This window comes from Paenibacillus sp. J31R120 (assembly GCF_056269225.1).
This window is the reverse complement of the sequence record NZ_JBWDNN010000008.1, coordinates 192,263-210,859: the sequence shown is the minus strand read 5'-3', so window position 1 is coordinate 210,859 and position 18,597 is coordinate 192,263. Positions and strand designations below refer to the sequence as shown.

Here is an 18,597-nt window from a genome sequence, read left to right as displayed (position 1 = left end):
GATCTCCTTGTCCAGGAGGTCTTTTTTGCAATAAATCGGATGGCGATGGATATCGTTAGCTATTGAAAAACGTACAGTAGAAGGAGACAATAGGGGTATGCTTTACTAGGCTAAAAGCGATAACTTAACATGCAACCTTATCGTGATAACGCTTTCATGCCGATGGATACAGTGCAGGCGCCGGGCGGCGAAGGTTACGCGGTGTCTGAAGCTATGATAAAATACTACATTAATATGACGTCATGCTATATAACATAGACATACTTAGAGAAGCGGCGGGGGATCATGATGGACAATTGGCTCGGAAGATCGCTAAAGCATAAGCTTTCATTATTAATCATTATATCGGTGCTGGTGCCGGTGCTCTCGCTGGGACTGTTCTCTTATTCCATTGCGGAGAAGCTGACTGAGGAGAAGGCGATCAACTCAGGCATGAATACGCTGACGCTGCTCGGGGCTTATTTGGATAATATGGTCCGAGATGCAGAGTTTTTATCGCTGTATATTTTGGGACATGAGGACGTTCAGAGTTATTTGCGTTTGCCGGAGACGGATGGACAGCTGCAGAGAAAGGTAGCGGCGCTTCTGATGACGATGGCGGTATCGAAGTCTTATATCGCGAATGCGATTGTGGAGCCCCAATCTGACAGAGCTGCCATCGCCTCGAAATCTGTAACGGAGTCCGGCTGGACCGATGTAACGGAGGAATTCCCGAATTATTATAATGAATACTCCAAGTGGTGGTCGCCGGTGCATCTCCAGACGACGTCTTCGGAAGGGACGAGAGATGTCATTACGATGTCGCGTCCGATTCGCAGCACGACCAAATATTCTACCATGGGTATGCTTAAAATAAGCTTGCTGCAAAGCGTGATATCCGATCATTTGAAACAAGCGGGACTGGAGGGCGGAGGCGTCGTCCTGCTGCTCGACAGCAGCAACCGGATTATGGCCGGACCCGATGGATTCAAGAAGAACGAGCTGCTGGAGACGTATTATCCGGGCATTAAGAGCTTCAAGTCGACCAGCAGTTGGATGGAATACGGCACGGGAGTCGACAAAAAGACCGTTCTCTATTATGACATGGAAAACGTGAATTGGCGGATCGTCGGCGTTATTCCGGCTCAGGCCTATAAGTCGCAGAACCAATATTTCCTGACGCTAACGGCGGTTGCGGTCAGTATCGCAATGCTGTTCGTCATTGCATTCGTGTTGTTCCTCATTCAGAAGGTGACGAAGCCGCTTTCGACGCTGGCAAAGTTCCTGAAGAAGTCGAGCCCGGACGAGCCGTTGCCTACACTTCCGGTCACGACGATCGATGAAGTGGGTCAGCTCATTATTAGCTATAACCGAATGAGCTCCAGAATCGAGAACTTGACGGACGAGGTCAAGAAGAACGAATCGCTGAAGAAGGAAGCAGACATGCTGGCGCTGCAAGCACAGATTAATCCCCACTTCCTGTACAATACACTGTCCTCCGTTCATTGGATGGCCTTAATGAAGGGAGAGGGACGGATTGCCGATATGGTCGGCTCTTTAAGCGACTTCTTGCGCTTTAGCTTGAATAGCGGGCAAGAATACTGCACAGTGAATCAGGAGATTTCGCATATCGATAATTATGTCAATATTCAATCGATCCGATACCCGGACAAGTTCCAATACGAAGCGGATATTCCATCGGAGCTGCTTGAGAAGCGCATGCTGAAGCTGCTTCTGCAGCCGCTTATCGAAAATGCGATGATCCATGGCATCTTGAAGCGAGATGGTCTTGGGCATATATCCGTTCGTGCAATGGCTGAAGACGAAATTATGACCTTTATCGTAGAAGATGACGGCATCGGCATGTCGGCCGAACGGGTCGAAGAGCTGCGCGATCGCATTGCAAGCCGCTTGGAATCCGAAGAGAAAATCGGTACAGGCGGAAGCTATGGCCTGCGGAACGTGCATAGCAGACTTATGCTTCATTATGGACCGGATGCCGGGTTGAAGATTGAGAGTGAGCAGGGCCGGGGTACGAAGATTACCTTCACGATCCCGACGACCTCTACGCAGCTTGAACAGGAACGGGAGAAGGAGCATGACAAGGGACGAGAACAATCAGATCACGACCGTCGTGACCAAGGGGAGGAGGGGCAAGCGTGAAGCTGTTGATCATAGACGATGAGATCATCATAAGGGAAGGCCTTAGCACTGTGATCAAGTGGGAGGAGAACGGCTTCACCTTGTTGCAACCTGCCGCTTCCGCCGAGGAAGCGCTAATGCGCATTCCGCTGGAGAAGCCTGATATTATTATGACGGACATTCGAATGACAGGTAAGACGGGGCTGGATCTTGCCCGGGAGGTGAAGCAGGACTTTCCGGATACGGAGATTGTCATCCTCTCCGGGTATGAGGAATTCGCTTATGCCCAGCAAGCGATGCGGGAAGGAATTAGCGATTATCTTTTGAAGACAAGCAGGCCTGGAGATATTATGGCGGCGGCGATGCGTGCCCAGAAGCGCATTATAGAGAAGCGGGCTGCGGAAGCTCATCAGACGGCGTTCCGCTCCAAGCTGCTGGAGCGAATGCTCGTCGGCGACTCCCCTGTAACCGATCAGGAGGTCGAGAACATCCTGCTCTATTATCCGGAGCTGCGTATGGCTTCGGAATGGGAATCACTTGAACTCTGGCTAGTCACCTCAGAGGTCAGCTTGACGGTGAGCGCAGAGGCAGAGCAGGCGCTTGGCGATTTGGGCGACAAGCTGCGCCAATCACTGGATTGCGCCATTCTGGATTGGAACGGAGGCTGGCTGTTCATCTTTCGTTCGAATCAGTCGGGGGCCATGAGGAAGGTCAAGGCCTCTGTCGAGCACGCTGAGCGTATTCTAGACTGCCGTTTGTTCGCAACTTCAGGCTCAATTGCGGCTAACGTCAGGGAACTGCGGGGAGCTCTGCGTTCTGCGGAGCAGGCTACCGCATTCCGGTTTCTTGCCGGCGATTCCAAGCTAATCCGCTACGATGATATAAAGAGTCGCAAAGGCATGCGCACCGTCTGCTCCCAGGAGGAGGAGGCGAGTCTGACGTCTGTGCTTCGTTCCAAGGATCGGAATAAGCTCGACGCTTGGATTCAAGGCACGCTAGCATATGTCAAGCAAGACCCCGAAGCGACACCCGGCTCCATGAAATCTTTCCTTCACTCCTTCCTGGTAGCAGGCTTCCGCTGGCTGGAGCGGGCGGCGGCTTCCGTCAGCCATTCTGTTCAAGAGCTGCATCAGCTTGAAAGTCTGGATCTGAATGAACTGGCTAAGCGGCCTGCCGAAGTGATGAGCGGTATCCTCTCTTCCATTATGAGTCAATATGATGAATTGTCCGGCGACCGCAATTCTGCTATAGCGAAGACGATCACTTACATTCGCGAGCATCTGGACCAAAGCCTAACCCTGTCGCAAGTTGCGGCATATGTTCACATGAATCCCAATTATTTCAGTGAGTTATTTAAACGTGAAACAGGGAAAAACTATATTGAGTTCGTCACCGAGGCCCGTATTGAGTGGGCGATCAGACTTCTAAGGGAAACGCCGGCGAAGGTGAGCGAGATCGCCAAGCGTGTAGGGTATGAGGATATGAAGCATTTCAACCGGATGTTCAAGCGGTATACAGGCGAGACGCCCTCCCATTTCCGCAATCGGGGACAATAGGTGAAATTTCACCCCCTACGATCTGAATTCTCCCCCCTACGACTTCCTCGGTGTCTTGACTATACTGAGATTACATTACCGAGGGGGGACTTACTCTAATGAAGAAGAGACTTACATTGGTTGTAACGCTTATCACGCTTATTTCCCTGCTTGTAGCCGCATGCGGCGGCTCGAACAACAACACCAATACTGGCGGCAGCAACAAGCCTGCTGACGGTGGCAGCAAAGAAAAAGTAAAGCTGACGATTTGGCATAACTTCGCGGGCGACGATCTTCGTGCTCAAGCTGTTCGCGGACTGATTGACGAGTACAAGAAAAACAACCCTAACGTTGAACTTGACGCGCAAGCGATTCCAGTTGACGGTTACCGCCAGCGTCTGAGCACAGTTGCAGCGGGCAATGAAATGCCAGACGTATTCTTCGTATATGCAGGCAGCCAGTCGCAAGAGTTCTTCGACGCAGGTTTGCTGCAACCGATTACACCTCTTGAAGAGAAATACCCAGAGTGGAAAGGCAACTTCATGGAAGGCGCATTCGATCGCTTCACGTTCGAGCCTAACCAAATCTACTCTGCTCCAATCGCACTTTCCGCTACATCGTTCCTGTACTACAACAAAGATCTGTTCGAACAACATAACGTAAAAGTGCCTACAACTTGGACGGAGCTGATGGCAGCTGTTAAAACGTTCAACGACAACAAAATTACGCCAATCGCACTTGGCAACAAAGCTCCTTGGGTAGCGCAATCCACAATTATCGGATCGCTGGCTGACCGTGTAACGGGTACGGACTGGTTCCTGAAAGCCGTTAAAGGCGAAGCTTCCTTCCAAGATCAAGTATTTGTTGACGCACTTGGCAAATTCAAAGAACTGGTAGACAACAAAGCATTCCAAGACGGTGCGAACAGCATCGACAACACGCAAGCTGAGCAATATTTCATCCAAGGCAAAGCAGCGATGATGATCAGCGGCGCATGGACACTTACGAACCTTGCAGCTTCCGCAACGGAAGAGCAAGTAGCACCTATCGAAGTAACGACTATTCCTGCAATTGAAGGCGGAGCAGGTCAAGCTGGAACAATCTCTGGTGGTCCAGGTGCCGGATTCGCACTGAGCAAGAACACGACTGGCGCAGCTAAAGACGCAGCTCTCGAATTGATCTACGCAATCAGCGGTCCAGACGGACAGAAAAAGATCGCTGAGAGCAACTCCATGATTATGTACAACATGGACCTTGAGCAATCCGATGTAAGCCCTCTTTACCTGAAAGCATTCAACGTAGTCAAAGAAGCTACAATCACACCTGTATATGACGCTTACCTCTCCGCAGAAGCGGCAGAATCGATCAACAACGGTTTGCAAGAAATCATGATGGGCGGCAAGCCAGAAGACGTAGCGAAAAAACTGCAGGATGCACAAGCTCGCTCGACACAATAATAATTAACCATTCGCGTAGCGTACCGGTAAGGTGCGCTACGCGATAAAGATTGAAGGAGGTTGTCGCCATGCTGTCATCATTGCGCACCCGAAGCTTCGTCGCTCTGGCGCTGCTTCCTGCAGTACTGATCTTCATCGTTTTCGCGATTATCCCGATCATCTGGTCCATGTATTACGGATTTTTTGATTGGAAAGGACTTGGCTCCGCCAAGTTTATCGGATTCAAGAACTATGAAATGATGCTGCAAGACCCTATTTTCTGGAGAGCTCTGAAGAACAACCTGATCCTGGTTGCTTCCGCCATTATCGGCCAGGTGCCGATTGCGCTGCTCCTCGCTTTGCTTCTATTGAAAAACTCTTTCTTTAACCGTATTATCCGCTCGGCGGTATTCATGCCAATGGTTCTGTCTACTGTCGTTGTCGGTCTGATCTGGGGTTACATCTATCACCCGCAAATTGGTATTCTGAATCAATTGCTGGAGACGCTTGGGCTAGATTCCTGGACACGGGCATGGTTGTCCGATCCAAAAATCAATATGTTCGCGGTATCTATTCCGATTAACTGGGCTAACATTGGTCCTTACCTGATTATCTTTATCGCAGCGCTTCAGAACATCTCCTCCGAGGTGAATGACGCCGCGAAAATCGACGGTGCAGTTGGATCTAAGAAATTGTTCTATGTGACGCTACCAATGATCTGGGATATGGTCGTTGTTGCGATCGTCCTTTGTATCTCGGGCAGCTTGAAAGCATTTGACCATGTTATTGTCATGACAGGCGGGGGGCCCGCGCAGTCAACGGAGCTTCTGGCAACCTACATGTACAACAACACCTTTACCGTGTATCGTTACGGCTATGGCTCCGCCGTATCCACCATGATCATTCTAATCAGCGCATTGCTTATTGGATTGAACTACATCATTACTAAAAGACGGAGCTAAGGCGGTCTGACGTCTAACTAGACCGATAAAGGAGTGAATCTTATGCAAGCATCGACAAAAATGCAGGCTGCGGGCGAAAAGCCGGCGGCGTGGAAGAAGCCGGTTGGCTTGGTCCTGAAAGTGCTGCTGCTTATATACTCGGGCATTACACTATACCCGCTGTACTGGCTCATCATAAGCGCGTTCAAGACGAATCAAGAGTTCTTCAATCGTCCTTATGCTTGGCCGCTGCAATGGCAAATTGATAATGTTGTTCGGGCATGGGATCTCGGCAATATGGGCAGAGCGATGCTCAACTCCGCGATCGTTACGATTGTCGCATTAGTGATGACGGTTGTCATCGGTACGCTTGCTGCGTATGCGTTGTCCCGATTCAAATTCAAATTCAATGGCTTGCTTAAGGGCATGTTCCTGCTTGGCATGCTGATTCCGATCCACAGTACGCTTGTACCGCTCTTTATTTTCATGAATAAAGTCGGTATCCTGGATACGTACTGGGCACTAATCATGCCGTACACAGCGTTCGAGCTTCCGATCGCCATCTTCCTTGGCATTGCGTATCTGTCTTCCATTCCAAGAGATATCGAGGAAGCCGCTATGATCGACGGCAACGGCTGGTGGGGCGTGTTCGGACGCATTATCTTCCCCCTATGTTTGCCGGTTATCTCGACCGTATCGATATTGGCATTCCTGCGATTCTGGAACGACTTCTCGTTCGCACTCGTCTTCATTAATACGCAAGCGCTCAAGACGCTGCCGCTTAGCTTGTCGCTATTCTCCGACGGCTTCGGCACTGACTATGCGCTGACGATGGGCGCCATGTTCATCGCGGTAATTCCGACAATCGTGATCTACCTGATTTTCCAAGAGCAGATCATGAAAGGCATGGTTGCAGGCTCGGTCAAAGGTTAATTCCTTTGCTGGGTCTTTTCCCGTTTGGACAAAAAATAACCGCTCCTTGTGAAATGGCGATCTCGCCACCACAAGGAGCGGTTCTATTTTGAACTACAACATGACTGGACAAACGGAGCAAGTAAATATGGTGGAGAAGCGGCAGCGCTCGCCTTTGTATACGGATTCCAACCTTAATTCATTGTTTAAGGAATCTGTATACAACAGCGATCGGAATCATATTTACTTGCGCAGTTTGCGGTTTCGTCATGATGTTTATCTTAAGCCAAGAACGCAGCCCCGCAAATCGCGGAGAACAGCAGGATGAAGACCGGATGCATGCGATAGCGGACCAGCATCATCCAGCCTGCGCCTACAATAAAGATACCGACAAGCAGCTGTTTATCCCATGCTGAGCCGTCCAGAGAGCCTACGCCGAGTCTATATACGGCAAACAGAATCAAAGCCGTGACGATAGGCTGCAGGCCGTATAGAATACGATTTAGCCAAGCCTGCTTATGCAGACGGTATAGCGCGGTCAGCAAGACGAGTGTCAGGATAGCGGAGGGAAGAATCAATCCGAATAAGGCTATGATAGCTCCGCTAATCCCGTGTGTCTGGTAGCCGATGAGTGTGCTTATATTAACGGCCGCGGGTCCTGGAGCCATGCCGGCTACTCCGATCAAATCCAGGAAGGCGTCACTGGACATCCACTGCCGTCTGGCGGCTTCATGCTCGATCATGGGGATAAGCGCATAGCCGCCTCCGAAGGATAAGAAGCCCAGCTTCAGGAAAAATAAAAACATGGACCACATGGGAGGCTCCGCTCCTTTCTTAGATGACTGGATTAAATGAAATACATATAAGCGGGATCTTCTTGTACGCTGTGTTTGGTTTTGTTGTTCATGGCGTCGCTATTCTGCCGGCTGCCCCGGAATACAGCATAGAAGATCCCGATAGCGATGCCCGCGACAATAATATAGACGGGAGCCAGTCCCAGCAGCAGGCTTATTAGAGCCAGCAGCAGCAAGATGAGCGTCGTGCGATCTTTGATGGCGGATTTGCCAATTCGGAAGGCCGAGAACAGGATTAGCGTCATCACACCCCATGTGATGCCCGACAAGGCGGCTTCTGCCTTAGCGGAAGGACCGATCTTGGCATAGATCGCGTATAAGGCCAGTACGATCAAGAAAGACGGCAGGATCGAGCCTGCGCCTGCTGCAAGAGCTCCCCGCCAATGGTTCATTCGATAGCCGAGCAGAATAGCGGCATTCACGCCAACCCCGCCAGGAGCGGCTGAGGCAAGCGATAAGGTATCGGTTAGCGTCTCGGTGCTCATCCAGTGGCGCTTATCGACGATCTCGCGCTCCAGGGCGGGAAAGATAGCATAGCCGCCTCCGAAGGAGACGGGCGATAGTTTAAGAAATGTCCAGAACAGGTTTAACATCGAGGGCTGAGTGTCTGGTTGCATAAGATCTGATTCCCCTTTGTATTGCTTATGAGTTCATCATAACGCACATCATTTTGTTAGGAAAGGAACAGTATTTTATGGATTGTATCATGCTTTCTTATACCCTTTATTCCTAGTGTGATAGTATTATTTCAAAATCATTCTCATTAATTGGAAAATAAAAATTTCCTCTTGAAACGGTAACGCAAAGTGTGTACGATACTAAAGTATAATTGAATAAGCTCATATAATTTTGGGGATATGGCCCATGAGTTTCTACCGGATGACCGATAATTTGTCCGACTATGAGTGAGTGCGGGAGCAAGACGATAGGATCGTCTTCGCGGACTCGCCATGCGTGTGCGAACCGGATTGCGATCCCGAAGGACAGGCTTCACTTGAGAGTAGACCAGCTCAAGTGGAGGCTGTCTTTTTTCTTTTTTCCGGAACAATAGAGGCAAGAAACGATTAACTGAAGTGGATCATGCAGCCAAGGGAGAGGACAGAGAAGATGAAAGAGCTTGAAGAACGTATACGCCGAGAAGGAGCGATCCTGTCGGACACAGTATTAAAGGTCGATTCGTTCTTGAACCACCAAGTAGATACGGAGCTGGCGCTTGCGACGGGGCGCGAATTTGCGCGCGTCTTCGGAGAAGAGCAGATTACGAAGGTGCTGACGATTGAGGCGAGCGGTATTCAATTCGCGATGGCAGCGGGCATTGCGTTGGGCGTGCCATTCGTCTATGCAAAGAAAAAAAAGGCGGTTACGCAGTCGGACAAGGTGTACGCCGCGCCGGTCCACTCCTTCACGCGCGGGGAAACGTATCAGGTGAGCGTGGATCAGCGTTACTTGAACGCTGGCGATCGAGTGCTGATCGTGGATGATTTCCTGGCGACGGGAGCGGCGCTGGTCGGTCTTGTTGATATTGTAAGAGAATCGGGAGCGGAGCTTGTGGGCGTAGGCTGCATTATCGAGAAGAGCTTCCAGGAGGGCCGCGGCTTGCTGGAAGCGAAAGGTGTGCGAATTCATTCTCTGGCGCGTATTGCGTCGATGAAGCCGGGCGAGGTTCATTTCATAGAGGAAACCAGGACCAGACAGCTTGAAGAGGAGAGAGCATAGCAGCATGTTAAGCAAACAAAGAGTTGTCACACTTGGCTTTCAGCATGTCCTTGCCATGTATGCGGGGGCTGTTGTCGTTCCCATTATTGTAGGCCAGGCACTCGGATTAACACCCACTCAAATGGCGTATCTCATTGCCGCTGACTTGTTCACTTGCGGGATTGCGACCATTCTTCAGGTATGGGGCGGCAAATATTTTGGCAGCCGTCTTCCGGTTGTATTAGGCTGTACGTTCACGGCGGTTGGTCCGATCATCGCGATTGGCTTGGCGTCGAATCTGGCGACTGTCTATGGCGCCATTATTATTTCAGGTATCTTTATGATTCTGGCAGCGCCTCTATATGGCAAAATCCTGCGTTTCTTCCCGACGGTAGTGACGGGCACCGTTGTTACGATTATCGGTCTGTCTCTGATCCCGGTAGCGATGAACAATGTGGCGGGCGGACAAGGCATGCCCGACTATGCAATGCCTAGAAACTTGCTGCTGGCGTTGATTACGCTGGTCGTCATTCTGGTCGTGAACCGTTTCGCAAAGGGCTTCCTGCGTGCAATCTCCGTCCTGGTCGGTCTTGTAGTAGGCACGGTGATTGCTTATTTCATGGGTATTGTCGATTTCGCCAACGTTGCAGATGCTTCTTGGTTCAGTGTCGTTCAGCCCTTCTATTTTGGCGTTCCGCAAATCAGCATCACAGCCATTATTACAATGATTCTCGTTAATATTGTCAGCATGGTTGAATCTACGGGCGTGTATCTGGCTGTTGGTAAAGCCACAGACCAGAAGGTGGAGAAGCAGCAAATCGTGAACGGCCTTCGCTCAGAGGGTGTGGCGATTACGCTTGGCGGTATCTTCAATGCCTTTCCTTACACAGCATTCTCGCAAAACGTCGGCTTGATTACGCTGACTAAGGTGAAGACGCGCGATGTGATCTTCGCAGCTGGCGGCATTATGGTCATTCTGGGCTTGCTGCCGAAGCTGGCGGCTATTACGACCATCATTCCAAACGCGGTGCTCGGCGGCGCGATGATCGTCATGTTCGGCTCAGTTGCGGTATCGGGGATGAACATCCTTGCAGGAATTAACCTGCGTGATGAGCGCAATCTGCTGATTGTAGCTTGCAGCATTGCGGTAGGCATGGGTTCGGCGACTGTGCCTCAAATCTTCAGCGAGCTTCCGCAGTTTGCGAAAATGATGCTGGAGAACGGAATCGTTACAGGCTCCGTTACAGCGATTCTGCTGAACCTGCTGCTTTCTTCCCGGACGAAGGAAGCGGAGCAGCCAGCGGATATGCAGGCCAGCGAAGCATAAGATATCCAGCTCTTAGAGCCATCATAAGACGTTGAGTCTTTCCTCCGTATGCGCGGAGGGAGGACTTTTTTTATGACATGCTTTTTTCCTCCGCAAACACTGACACACAGTTGTCAGTCTTGGTGTTCTACACTGAGATCAATCAAGAAACGTTAAGTTGAGAGGAAGATGAGCATGAGTGGTTCAAAGAAAAGTTCAAGTCTGGTGATAGCGGGGCTTCTGCTTTCGATCCTGATGGCGTCGATGGACAATACGATTGTCGCCACTGCAATGGGGACGATTGTCGGAGAGCTGGGAGGGCTGAATCATTTTGTCTGGGTGACGGCTGCTTATATGGTTGCGGAGATGGCGGGCATGCCCATCTTTGGCAAGCTGTCAGATATGTATGGGCGCAAACGGTTTTTTGTGTTCGGCATGATCGTTTTTATGATTGGCTCTATGTTATGCGGTACGGCAGGTTCTATTGTCGAGCTTAGCATTTATCGCGCGATTCAAGGGATTGGCGCCGGTGCGCTTGTGCCGATCACGTTCACCATTCTCCTTGACGCTGTAGCGCCGGAGAATCGCGGCAAGCTCATGGGACTGTTCGGTGCAGTATTCGGCATGTCGAGCATATTCGGGCCGCTTCTGGGCGCATTCATTACGGACTACGTAAGCTGGCAATGGATCTTCTATATGAATTTGCCGATTGGCGTGTTGTCATTCTTTCTGGTTGCCAAAGGGTATCAAGAATCGACTGTACGCAATGCAGGCCGAATCGACTGGTTCGGAGCGGTTACGCTCGTAGGAGCGATTGTCTGCCTGATGTTTGCGCTGGAGCTTGGAGGCAAGCTGCTGGCTTGGACCTCGCTGCCTATTATCGGATTGCTGGTTGGTTTCGCTGTACTCTTCATCCTCTTCATCATCGCTGAGCGGCGGGCAGAGGAGCCGATTATCTCCTTCAGTATGTTCAAGATTCGTTTGTTCGCAGCCAGTACAATCATTGCAGTGCTCAGCGGTGCGGCATTTATTGCGGCATCGGTATATCTGCCGATTTTCATTCAAGGTGTCTTGGGCGGGACGGCAACCAATTCCGGTCTGATGCTGCTGCCGATGATGGTAGGCACGGTCGTGACGGCGACTTTGGGCGGTTTTGTCATGGCGAAGCTGTCGTATCGGGTGATTCTGGTGTCTACGCTAGCGCTGTTGGTAGTAGGACTGGGCTTATTAACGACGATCACCATGGATTCTTCCAGACTTGTCGTAACGTTGTATATGATTATCGTAGGTCTTGGCATTGGCGCCTCCTTCTCGGTCTTAACGAATGCTGCCATTCATGGCATCGCCCCTGCTCACCGGGGAGCAGCTACAGCTACGCTTAACTTCCTCCGTTCATTCGGAATGATGATGGGGATTACGGTATTCGGCATCCTGCAAAGCCAGGTGATGACGAATCGATTGACGGCGGTGTTTCAAGGCGGGACTGAAGCGATGCCTCAGGGCATTGATCCGAAGGACCCGTATGTGCTCATGGAGCCGGCGCTGCGCAGCGCTATTCCGGAAGGCATTCTGGAGCGGTTGTTGTCGGGCGTGTCATCATCCATTACAGAAGTGTTCATGTGGGGGCTGATCCCGGCTTTGCTGGCTGTAGGAGCGGCATGCTTTATGGGCAGGGAAAAGCATGATCCGGCGGCGGAGTCTGAGGCTTATGCGGCAGCTCATTAGCATAAATTGAAACGAAGAGCCTGGCGCTCTTCGTTTTTTTTATAGATTCATTTCATAATTAATCGAAGGTTTGCATTATATTGGTGTATAGCTGTACGAACTATGATAAAATATGGTCAATCTACTAGAAGAGGTGATTCATGCGTGATCGGACGCAGCGGTAATCCAACATTAAGGGACAATACGTTTCCGAATTCCGGACAGGTATCCTCCGGACAGCGAATGACAATCGAAGGAACAGTGAACAAATCGTTTATCATGCTAGCGATCCTATTAGGCGCGGCATTCGTAACATGGTCGATGTACAATAATGGACAGAATGTGTTCGGGTTAATGATCGGCGGCGCGATTGCGGGCCTTGTTCTTGCCCTCATTGTATCGTTCAAACCAACAACGGCACCGATTCTGGTTCCTATCTATGCGGCTTGCGAAGGCTTGTTCCTGGGTGCGCTCTCCGCTAACTACCAATCGGTATATAACGGCATTACCCAGCAGGCTGCTCTGCTCACGATGTGCGTATTCATCGCTATGTTGGTTGCCTACCGGTTCAGATTGATTCAAGCGACGAAGAACTTCAGACTGGGCGTATTCGCAGCTACTGCAGGTATCGCACTTATGTACTTGCTGAGCTTCGTACTCGGATTCTTCGGTCTGTCCGTTCCGTACCTGCATGACAACAGCCTGATCGGCATCGGCATCTCGCTTGTTATCGTCGTGGTGGCTGCGCTGAATCTGGTGCTGGACTTTGACTTTATCGAGACGGGCGCGGAGCAAGGCGCACCGAAGTATATGGAGTGGTACGGCGCATTCGGTCTTATGGTTACATTGGTATGGCTCTACATTGAGATGCTGCGCCTTCTGTCCAAGCTGGCTAGCCGCGACTAAGCGTCAGGCAACGCAAGGCAAACGGTCAGTGGTAGAGCACGCATACATAAATAATCCAACTACAAAGAGATGACATCCTGTCATCTCTTTTTCTTTTTTACCTTCTACGAGGTTTATAAGGGAAGAAGAGCGGTTATGACAAAGGATAGAGATTGTCAGATGGGAAGCAAGGAGGCTGAAATGAAAAAAGTTTGGTTTGCAAGTATGGTTGTATTAATTTTAGGCTTGTTCGCGTCGGGCTGTGCTGCCAATTCTTCGAACATCAAGGAAGAGAGAACAGTATCTCTTTATGAAATGAGCGGCTTTTCCGCAGTTAAAGAAGGTTCTCAGCGAGTTGTGGCGGATACGGAGGAAATCGCGATGTGGCACAAGGCTATGACCGATTCTGTGCAACAACCGGGCATTGTGAATATGGCCGACCCCCACTACAAAGTGGACCTCGGTGAGCAGAGCTATTTTCTCTGGATTGAAAAGAATGGGGGAACCGTTATGAACGTGAAAGATACTCATACGATCCGTACACTAACCCCCAAGTATGCCAAGACCGTCTATGATGCAATCCAAGTCCATTATCCTGCGCAATCAAATAGCTAGAACGTAAACCTGGAGATGAATGACTCGTTTAAGAAGCAATGGCAGCCTTTGGTGGCTGCCATTTATATATTTTAGGCCAACAAAATAAAGGGGACAAGCATAATAATCGCCTATTGATAATAATAATCAATATCTATATAATGATAATGGTTATCATTCTCTATTAACTAGGAGGCAATACAAACATGAAGTATGGAAGTTGGAAAGTCGGGGTTGTTGCACTATTACTAGCGTTCGCAGTCGCATGCGGCAATCATACAGGAAATAACGGGGGAGCCTCGTCATCGCCATCGGTCGAGCCGTCGAGCGAGCCTACAAATAACGGGGCGGGCGAAGAGATAGAGAAACCAGCCGAAAGCCTGGTTGACGAGAGCAAGCTGAATGAGCTGCTTGCTCAATTCGAGAATCAATCCCCGTCGAAGGCAGTCACACTCTCTGTAGCGATCACGGAACTGTTCGACGCCATTGGCGTAGCGCCAGTCGGCGTGCCGACTTCCAGCAGCACGCTGCCTGCGGCATTCGATAGCGTACCGCGCATCGGTTCGTCGCATCAGCCAGACGTTGAGGCGATTGCGGGACTGCAGCCCGATGTGATCCTCGGACCTGCATCGATCAAGGAGAACTTGGAGAAGCAATTCGCAGCGGCGAAGCTTCCAACCGGCTATCTGCCGGCGGATTCCTTGGATGAGTTGAAGCTGTCGCTGTCCGCTCTTGGCCGATTGTTCCAGAAGGAAGATGCTGCAAAGGCGTACATAGAGAAATTCAACGCCGATGAGAAGGCGGCTATTGCAGCAGTCGAAGGCAAGGAAGCGCCTAGTGTGCTCATCTTGTTCGGCTCAGTGGAATCGCTTATGTTCATGAATGAGAATACATTTGTCGGCAGCTTGGTGAAAAATCTGGGCGGAGTCAATGTCGTTTCTGATGTACTGAAGCTGACAGAAACGTATACACCGCTTGATATGGAGAGCGTCGTGGAAGCAAACCCGGATATTATCCTGCTGGTTGCGCACGGCGATCCCAATGCGGTAACCAAAAAGTTCGAGGAAGATGTGAAGAGCAGCGGTGCTTGGGAGAAGCTGAATGCGTTCCAGAACGGCAAGCTGAAAGCACTGGACTATGGCTTGTTCGGCATCGCGTCTCTGCCAAAGGCTGTTGCTGCTTACAATGAGATGGCCGGCATTATGTATGAATAATGGCTAGGGATGCACAAGCCTATAGTATGGTCAAGAAGGGGAGGAACAAGACAGGGCTCATTGTCATCGTCGGCATCGTACTTGCCATTGCGATCCTGGCAGCGATTGGAATTGGCAGTGTGCGGTTCTCTCCTTTGGAATCCCTGATGACGCTAATCGGTCAAGGGGACGCGAGATCGAATACGATTTTATGGGATATTCGGATTCCTCGCGTGCTGCTCGCGCTTATTATCGGGGCGAATCTGGCCGCTTCAGGTGCATTGCTGCAGGCCGTGATGCTTAATCCGCTGGCAGATCCCGGACTTACCGGCGTCTCCAGCGGCGCTGCGGTAGCTGCACTCTTCATTATGCTGGTCGTACCCGGATATTCGTCCTTTATTCCGATTGCAGCCATTATCGGCGGAGGGTTCGCCGCGGTGATGGTCTATGCAATGGCATGGAAGCGTGTAGGCGGATTTACGCCCATTCGCATCATTTTATCCGGTGTAGCGATTAATGCGGTGTTTGGCGGGGTCATTGGATTATTGTCCATTCTGTACAGCGATCGCCTGCCTGCTGCTCTTCAGTGGCTGAACGGCAGCTTAAACGGCAAAGGTATGGGTGATGTTATGGTTATCTTGCCGTATTCCATTGTCGGCTGGATCGCTGCGTTATTCTGTGTGCGCAAAGCCAATGTACTGCGACTGGGGGAACAGACGGCGCATCACTTGGGACAAAATATGAACCAGGTCCGCTTCGTCCTCTCGCTCGTGGCCGTCTATCTGGCGGCGGTCTCCGTATCGACGGTCGGACTTGTAGGGTTCGTCGGACTGGTCGTGCCGCATATTGCCCGCTTGCTGATCGGCTCGGACTATCGCTTCAGCTTGCCGCTCGGACTTATGCTGGGAGCGATTGTGCTGCTTGTGGCGGATACGGCAGGGCGTGCATTGTTCAGTCCGCTGCAAATTCCGGCAGGCATCATCATGGCGATTGCCGGAGGACCCTATTTCCTGTATCTCATGCGTAGAGGAGGCGCTTAAGCATGCTTCAGGTAAATTCGCTGCAAATCGGATATGCGGATCGTACCGTCGTACGGGATTTCTCCTTGGAGGTAGAAGAGGGGGAAGTCGTCTCCATTATTGGCCCGAACGGATCGGGCAAGTCGACGATTCTGAAGGCGATTACGCGGGTCATTCCTTGTCAGGAAGGAAAAGTCTGCATTGCCGATCGGGAGCTGAGCACACTTAGCTCGAAGCAATTAGCCCAGATGATGTGCATGCTATGCCAATCCAACAGCAGTCCCTCCGATATGACAGTGGAGGAGCTAGTCAGCTATGGAAGATTGCCGCATAAGAAGTGGTACGAACGGCTTGGCGAGGAAGACCGGGAGATCGTGGAGTGGGCGCTCCACCATACAGGGATGCATGCGTACCGGGAGCGGCTGGTGGTATCCTTGTCCGGCGGTGAGGCGCAGCGCGCATGGCTTGCTATGGCGCTGGCTCAGCGCCCCAAAGTGCTGCTGCTGGATGAGCCGACCACTTACTTGGATATCGGACATCAACTGGAAGTATTGGAGCTGGTGCGCAAGCTGAACAAGGAGCTTAAACTGACTGTGGTGATGGTGCTGCATGATCTGAATCATGCCAGCGTATACAGCGACAAGGTATGTGTCCTGAAGGACGGCAAGACCTGTGTATATGGAAAGCCGCAGGATGTCTTTACGATGGATTTGATTCGCAGCGTCTACGGAGTCGAGACAGATATACAGAGATTCGGACAGGACGAGGCTCCGCGCATTCATATTTTAAGAAAAATCCAAGAAGAAAGCAGGGATCTCATTGAGAGCACTGGATATTGACGCTGTGAAAGAGCAGTATCTGCAATTCACCGACAGCTTGAAGACCGTCATGCTGAGTACAGTCGGCACTGACGGAAGTCCGTTCATCTCGTATGCGCCGTTCATCAAGCATGAAGGCAAGCTGTATATCTACATCAGCCGGATTGCCAATCATTACCGCTATATGGAGGAAAATCCGAACGTCGACGTCATGCTGATTGAGGATGAGAGCAATACGCCTAATCTGTTTGCCCGCCAGCGCGCACGGTTCGTTGCACGCGCCGTGAATTTGGGCGAGGCGGAGCCAGAGGATGTTTTCGTAAAGTTCAGTGAACGGTTCGGCAAAAACATGATCGGCATGCTGCGTGGTTTGGACTTCTCCCTGTTCGAGCTGACCTTGTCGGAGGGGCGTTATGTCGCGGGCTTCGGTCAAGCCTTTGATATTGATCTGGCGGGTGACCAGTTCGTACATGTCGCGCGTGATGGTCACCAGCAGTCCGGCAAGAAGTAGGTGAAGCCGCAATAGAAGTATAATCTCACTAGCATTCAGGAGGGAATGATATGTCTACAGTAGCGACAGTGCTGCCCGTATGGGAAGCGATCCAAAGCCGTTTTCATAAAATGGTGAAGGGACTGCCGGAAGAAGACCTGAGTTTGGCGATCGGACCTGCGTCCATCGGCTATATGCTCCGGCATAATGCGGAAGTGGAGTATATGTTCGCAGAATGGTTTTTTGGCCAAAAAATGCCGGAGGGCCTTGAGATTGCGACAAGCCGGGGACCTAGAGGCAGTGGAGAGAAGCCGTCGTTTGCGAATTTGGGCGAACTGGTCGCCTTGCTGGAGGCGTCCAACGCTTTTCTGATCAAGGCGATGGAGGAGCTGCCGGAGGAGAAATGGCAGGAGCCGGTTGAATCTCCAATGGGGCCATCGACGCCGATTGAAGCCATTGGCCGCCTGATGTATCATACTGGCATTCATGCTGGACAGATCTCGCTCATTCAGAAGAATGCGCCGGCAATCAATGCGCAGTAATCATCCATCATAGTTGTAATTAATGGAGTTCTATTGTACAAAAAGAGTAGGTGTCGAGTATGGCGGCGCGTACTCTTTTTTTATATGGACGCGCAGTGAACGAGCATAGGAGGGGTCAACATCTTAACCAGGGAAGAATGGTCGCAATATTGCATGGAGCACAGGGGCGCGAAAGAGGATTATCCCTTTGGTCCTGATCCGTTAGTGATGAAGGTTGGCGGCAAAATGTTCGCTTTGATCGGGGTGAACGATGGGGTTGTAAATATATCGCTGAAGTGCGAGCCGCATATGGCGGAGTTGCTGCGACTGGAGCATGAAGCGGTTAAGCCGGGGTACCATTTGAACAAGAAGCATTGGAATACCGTTACGATCGATGGAACGGTACCGCCGGACGAAGTGAGGTCGATGATCGACCATTCTTATGATTTGGTAGCCAAAAGTTTGACCAAAGCGCAGCGGGCGCTGCTTGCTGAAGGCGAGTCTTGGACATAGCAGTAATGAAAATCACCTTGTAAAAGGTGATTTTTTTCTTATAACAAAACGACATATACA

The 18,597-nt window shown here is 50.8% G+C and carries 18 protein-coding genes and 1 riboswitch; of the genes, 16 read left to right on the top strand and 2 right to left on the bottom strand.

Annotated features, from left to right (window positions below; translation table 11 throughout):
- Window positions 1–285: 285 nt before the first annotated feature.
- From AC0YNW_RS24020 to AC0YNW_RS24000, 5 genes are all read left to right on the top strand, one after another.
- Window positions 286–2,142 (top strand): cache domain-containing sensor histidine kinase, encoded by a 1,857-nt coding sequence (locus AC0YNW_RS24020; RefSeq protein WP_475834080.1) that lies wholly within the window; start codon window positions 286–288, stop codon window positions 2,140–2,142.
- On the top strand, window positions 2,139–3,677 hold the full coding sequence (locus tag AC0YNW_RS24015) for a helix-turn-helix domain-containing protein (protein WP_475834079.1): 1,539 nt from the start codon (window positions 2,139–2,141) through the stop codon (window positions 3,675–3,677). Before AC0YNW_RS24020 ends, AC0YNW_RS24015 begins: the two co-directional genes overlap by 4 nt.
- 98 nt (window positions 3,678–3,775) lie before the next feature.
- On the top strand, window positions 3,776–5,113 hold the full coding sequence (locus tag AC0YNW_RS24010; protein ID WP_387480126.1) for an extracellular solute-binding protein: 1,338 nt from the start codon (window positions 3,776–3,778) through the stop codon (window positions 5,111–5,113).
- Between the two features lie 68 nt (window positions 5,114–5,181).
- The gene (locus AC0YNW_RS24005; RefSeq protein ID WP_119801828.1) at window positions 5,182–6,054 is read left to right on the top strand and encodes a carbohydrate ABC transporter permease; all 873 of its coding nucleotides are present in this window, start codon (window positions 5,182–5,184) and stop codon (window positions 6,052–6,054) included.
- 42 nt (window positions 6,055–6,096) lie between these two features.
- Window positions 6,097–6,966 (top strand): carbohydrate ABC transporter permease, encoded by an 870-nt coding sequence (locus AC0YNW_RS24000; protein ID WP_387480125.1) that lies wholly within the window; start codon window positions 6,097–6,099, stop codon window positions 6,964–6,966.
- A gap of 260 nt (window positions 6,967–7,226) precedes the next feature.
- On the opposite strand, the gene AC0YNW_RS23995 is transcribed toward AC0YNW_RS24000, so the two are convergent.
- Window positions 7,227–7,760, bottom strand: a complete 534-nt coding sequence (locus AC0YNW_RS23995) for a chromate transporter (protein ID WP_475834078.1) — start codon at window positions 7,758–7,760, stop codon at window positions 7,227–7,229.
- A gap of 32 nt (window positions 7,761–7,792) precedes the next feature.
- Entirely contained in the window at window positions 7,793–8,416 is a 624-nt protein-coding gene (locus AC0YNW_RS23990) for a chromate transporter (RefSeq protein WP_475834077.1), read from the bottom strand.
- A gap of 202 nt (window positions 8,417–8,618) precedes the next feature.
- Window positions 8,619–8,721: riboswitch (purine riboswitch) on the top strand.
- A gap of 185 nt (window positions 8,722–8,906) precedes the next feature.
- On the opposite strand from AC0YNW_RS23990, the gene AC0YNW_RS23985 reads away from it, so the two are divergent.
- The 11 genes from AC0YNW_RS23985 (at window position 8,907) to AC0YNW_RS23935 (ending at window position 18,537) form a co-directional block, all read left to right on the top strand.
- Complete coding sequence (locus AC0YNW_RS23985) at window positions 8,907–9,515, top strand: xanthine phosphoribosyltransferase (protein ID WP_387480122.1); 609 nt, start codon at window positions 8,907–8,909, stop codon at window positions 9,513–9,515.
- Window positions 9,516–9,519: 4 nt separating this feature from the next.
- On the top strand, window positions 9,520–10,821 hold the full coding sequence (locus AC0YNW_RS23980; RefSeq protein WP_475834076.1) for a nucleobase:cation symporter-2 family protein: 1,302 nt from the start codon (window positions 9,520–9,522) through the stop codon (window positions 10,819–10,821).
- A gap of 174 nt (window positions 10,822–10,995) precedes the next feature.
- Window positions 10,996–12,525 (top strand): MDR family MFS transporter, encoded by a 1,530-nt coding sequence (locus AC0YNW_RS23975; protein WP_475834075.1) that lies wholly within the window; start codon window positions 10,996–10,998, stop codon window positions 12,523–12,525.
- Between the two features lie 144 nt (window positions 12,526–12,669).
- Window positions 12,670–13,410, top strand: a complete 741-nt coding sequence (locus AC0YNW_RS23970; protein ID WP_387480119.1) for a Bax inhibitor-1/YccA family protein — start codon at window positions 12,670–12,672, stop codon at window positions 13,408–13,410.
- Window positions 13,411–13,590: 180 nt separating this feature from the next.
- Window positions 13,591–14,004 carry a YhfM domain-containing protein gene (locus AC0YNW_RS23965; protein ID WP_475834074.1) on the top strand — a complete coding sequence of 138 codons (414 nt, stop codon included), beginning with the start codon at window positions 13,591–13,593 and terminating at the stop codon, window positions 14,002–14,004.
- A gap of 185 nt (window positions 14,005–14,189) precedes the next feature.
- The gene (locus tag AC0YNW_RS23960) at window positions 14,190–15,197 is read left to right on the top strand and encodes a helical backbone metal receptor (protein WP_475834073.1); all 1,008 of its coding nucleotides are present in this window, start codon (window positions 14,190–14,192) and stop codon (window positions 15,195–15,197) included.
- Entirely contained in the window at window positions 15,197–16,216 is a 1,020-nt protein-coding gene (locus AC0YNW_RS23955; RefSeq protein ID WP_475834072.1) for a FecCD family ABC transporter permease, read from the top strand. Before AC0YNW_RS23960 ends, AC0YNW_RS23955 begins: the two co-directional genes overlap by 1 nt.
- Window positions 16,217–16,218: 2 nt before the next feature.
- Window positions 16,219–17,034: an ABC transporter ATP-binding protein gene (locus AC0YNW_RS23950; RefSeq protein WP_475834071.1), complete on the top strand. Its 816-nt coding sequence runs from the start codon at window positions 16,219–16,221 to the stop codon at window positions 17,032–17,034.
- Window positions 17,015–17,524, top strand: a complete 510-nt coding sequence (locus AC0YNW_RS23945; RefSeq protein WP_475834070.1) for a HugZ family pyridoxamine 5'-phosphate oxidase — start codon at window positions 17,015–17,017, stop codon at window positions 17,522–17,524. Before AC0YNW_RS23950 ends, AC0YNW_RS23945 begins: the two co-directional genes overlap by 20 nt.
- Before the next feature lie 50 nt (window positions 17,525–17,574).
- Entirely contained in the window at window positions 17,575–18,045 is a 471-nt protein-coding gene (locus AC0YNW_RS23940; RefSeq protein WP_475834069.1) for a DinB family protein, read from the top strand.
- A gap of 153 nt (window positions 18,046–18,198) precedes the next feature.
- A complete protein-coding gene (locus tag AC0YNW_RS23935) occupies window positions 18,199–18,537 on the top strand; it encodes an MmcQ/YjbR family DNA-binding protein (protein ID WP_387480145.1) in 339 nt (112 codons plus the stop codon).
- The last annotated feature ends 60 nt before the right edge of the window (window positions 18,538–18,597 follow it).

Excerpts from the sequence above, each read along its gene's own strand:
- AC0YNW_RS23985 (WP_387480122.1), top strand. The coding sequence starts at position 8,907 with ATGAAAGAGCTTGAAGAACGTATACGCCGAGAAGGAGCGATCCTGTCG.
- AC0YNW_RS24005 (WP_119801828.1), top strand. The coding sequence starts at position 5,182 with ATGCTGTCATCATTGCGCACCCGAAGCTTCGTCGCTCTGGCGCTGCTT.
- AC0YNW_RS23950 (WP_475834071.1), top strand. The coding sequence starts at position 16,219 with ATGCTTCAGGTAAATTCGCTGCAAATCGGATATGCGGATCGTACCGTC.
- AC0YNW_RS23975 (WP_475834075.1), top strand. The coding sequence starts at position 10,996 with ATGAGTGGTTCAAAGAAAAGTTCAAGTCTGGTGATAGCGGGGCTTCTG.
- AC0YNW_RS23940 (WP_475834069.1), top strand. The coding sequence starts at position 17,575 with ATGTCTACAGTAGCGACAGTGCTGCCCGTATGGGAAGCGATCCAAAGC.
- AC0YNW_RS23960 (WP_475834073.1), top strand. The coding sequence starts at position 14,190 with ATGAAGTATGGAAGTTGGAAAGTCGGGGTTGTTGCACTATTACTAGCG.
- AC0YNW_RS24010 (WP_387480126.1), top strand. The coding sequence starts at position 3,776 with ATGAAGAAGAGACTTACATTGGTTGTAACGCTTATCACGCTTATTTCC.
- AC0YNW_RS23955 (WP_475834072.1), top strand. The coding sequence starts at position 15,197 with ATGGCTAGGGATGCACAAGCCTATAGTATGGTCAAGAAGGGGAGGAAC.
- AC0YNW_RS23980 (WP_475834076.1), top strand. The coding sequence starts at position 9,520 with ATGTTAAGCAAACAAAGAGTTGTCACACTTGGCTTTCAGCATGTCCTT.
- AC0YNW_RS23995 (WP_475834078.1), bottom strand. The coding sequence starts at position 7,760 with ATGTGGTCCATGTTTTTATTTTTCCTGAAGCTGGGCTTCTTATCCTTC.
- AC0YNW_RS23990 (WP_475834077.1), bottom strand. The coding sequence starts at position 8,416 with ATGCAACCAGACACTCAGCCCTCGATGTTAAACCTGTTCTGGACATTT.
- AC0YNW_RS23935 (WP_387480145.1), top strand. The coding sequence starts at position 18,199 with ATGGAGCACAGGGGCGCGAAAGAGGATTATCCCTTTGGTCCTGATCCG.
- AC0YNW_RS24000 (WP_387480125.1), top strand. The coding sequence starts at position 6,097 with ATGCAAGCATCGACAAAAATGCAGGCTGCGGGCGAAAAGCCGGCGGCG.
- AC0YNW_RS24020 (WP_475834080.1), top strand. The coding sequence starts at position 286 with ATGATGGACAATTGGCTCGGAAGATCGCTAAAGCATAAGCTTTCATTA.
- AC0YNW_RS23965 (WP_475834074.1), top strand. The coding sequence starts at position 13,591 with ATGAAAAAAGTTTGGTTTGCAAGTATGGTTGTATTAATTTTAGGCTTG.